The organism is Pseudomonas rossensis (assembly GCF_039888995.1).
Lineage (GTDB): Bacteria > Pseudomonadota > Gammaproteobacteria > Pseudomonadales > Pseudomonadaceae > Aquipseudomonas > Aquipseudomonas rossensis.
Genome location: NZ_JBBWCB010000039.1, coordinates 39,585 through 46,627, shown reverse-complemented (window position 1 = coordinate 46,627; position 7,043 = coordinate 39,585). Strand labels below are relative to the sequence as shown.

Below are 7,043 nucleotides of genomic sequence, written 5' to 3'. Positions count from 1 at the left end.
CGGACCATGTCGCCCAGGGAACGGCCGTTGCGGCGGGTGGACATGAACAGGACCATGAAGTCCTGAACGGCACCCGCCAGCACCACGCCGGCAATCAGCCACAGCGTCCCGGGCAGGTAACCCATCTGCGCCGCCAGAACCGGACCGACCAGCGGCCCTGCGCCAGCGATGGCTGCGAAGTGGTGACCGAAGAGGATGTGTTTGTTGGTGGGGACGTAGTCCAGACCGTCATTGTTGAGCACGGCGGGGGTGGCCCGTCGCGGGTCGAGCTGCATCACGTTGTTAGCGATGAACAGACTGTAGTAACGATACGCAACCAGATAGATGGCCACGGCGGCGACCACAATCCACAAGGCGTTGATCGCCTCGCCTCGGCGCAATGCCACTACCCCTAGGGCGCACGCCCCTACGATTGCCAGCAGCAGCCAGGGTAGGTGGCGTAGCAGGCTATTATTATTTTTCATTTTATGATTCCAGCCAGGGTGGACAAGAAAGACAGCCATCCCGAGTTTAGCGCTAACGGCCGCAAAGGCCATCCCCCGACATGGGTTGAGCCATCACTTTGCTGGCAGCCTTTGACAATGCGGGTCTATAGTCAGCGAACACTTACGAGGATTGCGCCATGAGCGAGCACCCTGCCGATCGCCGCCGCTTCAAACGTATTGCGTTCGATGCCCGAACCGAACTGAGTCAGGGGGAATTCATCTGGCCGGTGAAGTTGATCGACCTATCACTGAAGGGACTGTTGATCGAAAAGCCCGAACCGTGGCTGGGGAATCGGGAGTGGCATTTCCTGGTGGATATTCATCTCAACGAGGACGTCGCCATCAAGATGGATGTGCAACTGACCCACGATGATCATGGTCAGCTCGGCTTCGTCTGCCGACATATCAGCCTGGAATCCATCGAACGCTTGCGGCGATTGGTTGAACTCAACCTTGGCGATCCGCAGGAGCTGGAGCGGGAGTTGGGTGCACTGATTGAAGTCTGAGGGCCAATCCCCATTCCAATGTGAGAGCGAGCTTGCTCGCGAATGCGGTCTGACATTCAACATTTAAGTCGACTGGCATACCGCTTTCGCGAGCAGGCTCGCTCCCACAAGGATTGTGTTCTATCTGGAAGGTTATTCGAACAGAGCGTCCAGCGCCTGCTCCAAACGCGTTACGGCAATAATCTGCAACCCCGGTGGCGCCTCTTTAGGCGCATTGCCCTTGGGCACGATGGCGCGTTTGAAGCCGTGCTTGGCGGCTTCTTTCAAGCGTTCCTGGCCGCTCGGCACCGGGCGTACTTCGCCGGAAAGCCCGACTTCGCCGAACACCAGGAGATCGTGGGGCAGTGGCCGGTTGCGCAAACTGGACATGACCGCCGCCATCAGCGCCAGATCGGAGGCCGTTTCCAGCACCTTCACCCCGCCAACCACGTTGAGAAACACATCCTGATCGTGGGTCGGAATGCCGCCGTGACGGTGCAGCACCGCCAACAACATCGCCAGTCGATTCTGGTCCAGCCCCAGCGTTACCCGACGTGGATTGGCCAGGTGACTGTCGTCCACCAGCGCCTGGACTTCCACCAGCATCGGTCGCGTCCCTTCCCACGTCGCCATGACCACACTGCCCGGCACTTCTTCCTGCGCACGGGTGAGAAAAATCGCCGAAGGGTTGGAGACTTCTTTCAGCCCCTTGTCGGTCATACCGAATACGCCCAGTTCGTTGACGGCGCCGAAACGGTTCTTCACCGCCCGCAGCAAACGCAAGCGCCCATCGGATTCGCCTTCGAAATACAGAACCGTGTCGACCATGTGCTCCAGCACTCGCGGCCCGGCCAATGCACCTTCTTTCGTCACGTGACCGACCAGGAAAATGGCCGTGCCGCTCTGCTTCGCATAGCGCACCAGCAACGCCGCGCTTTCCCTGACCTGGGACACGCCGCCCGGTGCCGATTGCAGCTGCTCGGTGAAGATCGTCTGGATCGAGTCGATCACCATCACCTTGGGTTTTTCCTGCCGGGCGGTGGCGATGATGGTCTCGATGCAGGTTTCGGTCATCACCCGCAGTTGATCCTGAGGCAAGCCGAGACGACGGGCGCGCATGGCCACTTGCTGCTGGGATTCTTCGCCGGTGACGTACAGTGCTGGCATGACTTTGGCGAGGTTGCACAAGGTTTGCAGCAGAATGGTCGATTTGCCGATGCCCGGATCACCGCCGATCAGCACCACCGAGCCGTCTACCAGACCACCGCCCAGCACCCGATCGAGCTCGCTGGACGCTGTGGAAAAACGCGGGATTTCTTCGACGCTGACTTCGGCCAGGGTCTTGATCTGTGCCTGTTGACCGGTCCAGCCGGTGCGACCGCTGGGGGCTGCGGCACCGCCACTCTCAACCATGGTTTCAGTCAGGGTGTTCCAGGCCCCGCACTCGCCGCATTGGCCGGCCCACTTGGGGAAGGTTGAGCCGCACTCGGTGCAGCCGTACATGCGCTTGGCCTTGGCCATCTGAACTCCCGGCAAAAAAACGCGATGATAGCTCAGCTGGAGCGGATCAGTACGCCGAAGTTACCCAGCGAATCTTCGGTAGAAACTTGTTCAGCCCTGGAATACATACACGGCATTACTAACTATGAAAACCTGTACAACGACTCCAAACATATCCAACCCGACATTAGTCTCGCCCCATGAAACAAAAATCAAACGTGTACAAATCCTTGTCATTCAGAACTTGAACGTACAATCCAAGCTAATGGCAATAAAATGGCATTCTCACCATCTAACACAGGGAGTTTGTTTGAGGTGCGAGTCCGTACACCCTGCAAACCATTAACATAAAACTTCATATACCGCACATTGCCCTTGCATCAACCAGTGATGCTAAAGCCCCTACTTTCTATGTTTTTATCCTGCATCTCCCTCCACTCAGCAGAGACGAGCGATCGATGGGTAAAATGTCCTGCGGGCGCGCTGGAGCGCCCTACGTTAAAGCGGCTACCCCGAACAAGAGCAGTGGCAATTTCAAACTTTTTACCGCTGAGAAGGTCGCTAGCCGGCAAGCTGTGTAAGCAGTTGTTTCGAGCAGAATGCATCGTGCTGATTTACACTGCGCTCACCAACCTCATCTGTAACAAGGAAATAACCTATGGGCGTGATAAGTGAGTTCAAGGCCTTCGCGGTCAAAGGTAATGTGGTCGACATGGCCGTCGGTATCATCATTGGCGCCGCCTTCGGCAAGATCGTTTCATCGTTTGTAGGCGACGTGGTCATGCCACCCATTGGCCTGCTGATCGGTGGGGTGGATTTCAGTGACCTGGCCATTACGCTCAAAGCAGCCAACGGGGACATCCCGGCGGTGGCGCTGGCGTACGGTAAATTCATCCAGAGCATGATTGACTTCATCATCGTCGCCTTCGCGATCTTCATGGGCGTCAAAGCCATCAACCGCCTGAAACGCGAAGAGGCCGTTGCGCCAACGCTGCCGCCGGTTCCGTCCAAGGAAGAAGAGCTGCTGGAAGAGATCCGCGATCTGCTCAAGGCTCAGAACAACCGGCCCTCAACAGGTCAGTAAAACAAGCAACGGCGCCCTTGAGACGCCGTTTTTTTTACCAGTAGTTTTCCACCGCCACTTGCCCGGGTCGGCGACTGAGGCTCAAGTGCATATGGCGCTGTTTGAGCAATTTGCGCGTGTCATCGATCATCTGCGGATTGCCGCAAAGCATGACCCTTGAGTGCTCGGCCGTCAGCGCCAGGCCTGCCGCCCGCTCCAGCTCGCCATTTTCGATCAGCGCAGTGATCCGGCCGCTCAGAGCGCCATGATGCTGCTCGCGCGTGACCGTGGTGATGAACTGCAGCTTGTGCGCAAACTCCGCTAAATAGTCGCGCAGGGCCAACCCGCTGACGAGGTCCTGATAAGCCAGTTCCCGGGCTTCGCGCACACTGTAGACCAGGATGATTCGTTCGAATTTCTCCCAGACCTCGAAGTCCTGCAGGATCGACAGAAACGGCGCCAGGCCGGTGCCTGTGGATAACAACCAGAGATCACGGCCGTCGACAAAGCGATCCAGCGTCAGGTAACCGAAGGCCTGACGCTCGACCAGCAGCGTATCGCCGACTCCGAGCCGACTCAGCTCACTGGTGAACTCCCCCCCCGGCACCACAATGGAAAAGAATTCGAGGAACTCGTCATAGGGCGACGACACCATAGAATAGGCCCGCCATACGGTGCTGCCGTCAGCCTTGGTAACGCCCAGCCGGGCGAATTGCCCTGCACGAAAACGAAAACCCGGATCCCGGGTGGTCCGCAGGGTGAACAGACTGGGGGTCAGCGACTGGACGTCGAGCAAGGTCTGGCGAGTGAATTTTTCTGCACTGGCGGTCATGGGGTGCTCCATTCAACAGATAGCCACAGTGTCCCGCAAAGCGGAGGGCTTAAACACCGGTGATTTGTAGTGGCTTTAGCCGGGGACTCATCCGCATTGATTTCATAGTACGACTTAACATTAACTATCCAGTTAACGCATAAATCCAAGGCTTTTATAGTAAGCCCGACCTTTCGTTATCCATATCAGTACTCCCTAACGTTAGAACCAGATACTTGTTTAAAAATCACAAACAAAGCCAAAAATTCTCAACACCTTCATAGGAAACATCCTACACTCGGTTCGTGCCGGATCTTGGATCCAAAACGGCAGCCCCATGTAACGTCACATCTGGAGAGACACTATGGAGAGGTGGAAGGAATCACAACTCAACCAATTATCGCGGACAACGGAGATTGAGACTGCCTACCGGATTTCACTGGGTTTCGCGAAAAATATAGGCTTTAAATTTTTTGCCTTTTCAATAACATACCCAACAAAAACTGACCACTTCAATACAGTCCAGCTCAACAACTACCCTACGGACTGGAACATTGAATATGAACAAAAAAATTTCGGTGCAATAGACCCAATAGTGGCTCACTGCAATCACTCCAGGCTGCCTGTCCTATGGAGCGAAGAACTTTTTTCCAAGACCCCGTGCTTGTGGGATGCGCTTGAGAAACAAGGATTGCAGCACGGCTGGTCACAATCGGTCCATGACGAGGACAGTGGTGTTTCCAGCATTCTGAGCCTGGCCAGAAGCCATTCCCCGATCACTGCGTTTGAACTGTATGAAAATCTCGGTTTTTCAGTGTTCATCGGGCGCCATCTGCATGCGTTGATCGCACAGACACTGCCCAGGAAATCGATGAAGCCACCCGTGCCGCATTTGTCCCCCCGCGAGATCGATGTATTGAAACTGGCGGCTGATGGCAAGACTGCGTATGAGAGTGCCAGAATCCTTAACCTCAGCGCACGCACGGTCAATTTCCATGTGCAAAGCGCCATTCTGAAGCTCGGGGTCCATAACAAGATTTCGGCAGTCATCGCCGCCACCAAGGACGGTATTCTCAACAGCAGCGCGATACGCTGACCCAAAAAACCTGCAAGTAATCCAAAAGAAAAAAACGTACCATTTGCGGTCCCTCCTGAGTGATGACGTGTGAACCTTCACGACGAAGTACACTCGGACGGTTTCGCCCGCTACAACGCCCTTGGGCCGCGGGACACCTGTTGATGACCCCGTTGATTACCCAGAGCCCCGCCTCATGCCCTTGCTCGAAACACCCTTCGCCCGACTCGACCTGATCCGCCAGCCCGAACAGCAGAACGAACCGCTGCAGGCGTTTGATGCCGCAGACGAATACCTGCTCACCCATCTGGCTGACCAACAGCCCTCGGCCGACACTCGGGTTTTGGTGCTCAACGACAGCTTTGGCGCATTGGCTGCCAGCCTGGCGGGCAAGGTTCAAGTGACCAGCAGCGGTGACTCGTTCCTGGCCTTTCAGGGACTGGAAAAAAATCTGATCCGTAACGGCCAGGCGTTTGATGCGGTGCCAAGCGTACCTGCCAGCGAAGCCTTTTCAGGCCCCTTTGACCGGGTACTGATCCGGGTCCCGAAAACCCTCGCCTTGCTGGAAGAACAACTGATTCGTTTGCAGGGTCAACTGGCGCCGGGAGCCCAGGTGATTGCGGCGGCGATGATCAAGCATTTGCCCCGCGCCGCGGGCGATCTGCTGGAACGCTACATCGGGCCGGTGCAAGCCTCGTTGGCGGTGAAGAAGGCTCGGCTATTGATCGCGACCGCTGAGGTCAAAGCACCCGTCGTGTCCCCCTACCCGACCCGTTATCGACTCGACGCCCCTGAGATCGAACTGCTGAATCACGCCAATGTGTTCTGCCGCGAAGGCCTGGACATCGGCACGCGAGCGTTTTTGCCGCACCTGCCAAAGAACCTCGGCTCAGCGCGGGTTGCCGACCTCGGTTGTGGCAATGGGGTGTTGGCCATCGCCAGCGCCCTGCAAAACCCCGAGGCCCACTACACGCTCGTGGACGAGTCGTTCATGGCCGTGCAATCGGCGGCTGAAAACTGGCGCACGGCGCTCGGTGACCGGGAAGTGGTTGTCCGTGCCGGCGATGGTTTGGCGGGTCAGGAACCTCAGTCTCTGGACGTCGTACTGTGCAACCCACCGTTTCACCAACAACAAGTCGTCGGCGACTTCCTGGCCTGGCGCATGTTCCAGCAGGCCCGAGAGGCGCTGGTGGTGGGCGGCGCGCTGTACATCGTCGGCAACCGTCATCTGGGTTATCACAGCAAGCTCGCGCGGTTGTTCCGCGGCGTCGAGCAAGTGGCGGCCACACCCAAGTTCGTGATCCTTAAAGCCCGAAAATAATCCCAGGCAAAAAAAACCCTCCAGCAAAGGAGGGTTGTAGATCCGTGCCGCACGGCAACGGGATGGGATCAGGTGCAAAAAAATCAGTGGGTCGTCAGGCCCGCGGCATTCATGAACATGCGCATCAGGCTGGCCACGATGAACAGCGCCACAACGCTGCCGGTCCAGATCATCGCCAGCCAGCCGAGTCGCTGCCAGAGCGGCTTTTTCTCTGCTGCTTCGATTTCCTGCAAGGAATGTTTACCCGCCTTCATCGCAATCTCCTCTGACGAAATGACGCAGGTCTCAGCCCTGCGCCACTGT

Annotated in this window: 8 protein-coding genes; 4 read left to right on the top strand and 4 right to left on the bottom strand. The window is 57.0% G+C overall.

The genetic code is table 11. From position 1 onward, the window contains the following. Positions 1–464: carbon starvation CstA family protein (locus tag WLY71_RS12980; RefSeq protein WP_347803858.1), on the bottom strand; the 464-nt coding region annotated here is incomplete at its 3' end. A 158-nt stretch (positions 465–622) separates the two neighbouring features. Here WLY71_RS12980 and WLY71_RS12975 point away from each other — a divergent pair. Beyond that, positions 623–991, top strand: coding sequence for a PilZ domain-containing protein (locus WLY71_RS12975; RefSeq protein ID WP_150658218.1), 369 nt, complete (start codon positions 623–625; stop codon positions 989–991). Between the two features lie 132 nt (positions 992–1,123). Here the strand turns inward: WLY71_RS12975 and radA are convergent, their stop codons facing one another. Continuing rightward, positions 1,124–2,491 (bottom strand): DNA repair protein RadA, encoded by a 1,368-nt coding sequence (radA, locus tag WLY71_RS12970; protein WP_008149143.1) that lies wholly within the window; start codon positions 2,489–2,491, stop codon positions 1,124–1,126. A gap of 637 nt (positions 2,492–3,128) precedes the next feature. On the opposite strand from radA, the gene mscL reads away from it, so the two are divergent. Further along, a complete protein-coding gene (mscL, locus tag WLY71_RS12965) occupies positions 3,129–3,554 on the top strand; it encodes a large-conductance mechanosensitive channel protein MscL (protein ID WP_347803857.1) in 426 nt (141 codons plus the stop codon). A 34-nt stretch (positions 3,555–3,588) separates the two neighbouring features. Here the strand turns inward: mscL and WLY71_RS12960 are convergent, their stop codons facing one another. Next, on the bottom strand, positions 3,589–4,365 hold the full coding sequence (locus tag WLY71_RS12960) for a ferredoxin--NADP reductase (RefSeq protein WP_347803856.1): 777 nt from the start codon (positions 4,363–4,365) through the stop codon (positions 3,589–3,591). A 343-nt stretch (positions 4,366–4,708) separates the two neighbouring features. Between WLY71_RS12960 and WLY71_RS12955 the strand changes: the two genes are divergently transcribed. Together WLY71_RS12955 and WLY71_RS12950 are read left to right on the top strand one after the other, a co-directional pair. After that, a complete protein-coding gene (locus WLY71_RS12955; RefSeq protein ID WP_347803855.1) occupies positions 4,709–5,440 on the top strand; it encodes a helix-turn-helix transcriptional regulator in 732 nt (243 codons plus the stop codon). Positions 5,441–5,615: 175 nt separating this feature from the next. Next, the gene (locus WLY71_RS12950; RefSeq protein WP_347803854.1) at positions 5,616–6,740 is read left to right on the top strand and encodes a methyltransferase; all 1,125 of its coding nucleotides are present in this window, start codon (positions 5,616–5,618) and stop codon (positions 6,738–6,740) included. Positions 6,741–6,823: 83 nt separating this feature from the next. Here WLY71_RS12950 and WLY71_RS12945 read toward each other — a convergent pair whose 3' ends face one another. Then, complete coding sequence (locus WLY71_RS12945) at positions 6,824–6,994, bottom strand: DUF2474 domain-containing protein (protein ID WP_082555883.1); 171 nt, start codon at positions 6,992–6,994, stop codon at positions 6,824–6,826. Positions 6,995–7,043: the final 49 nt, after the last annotated feature.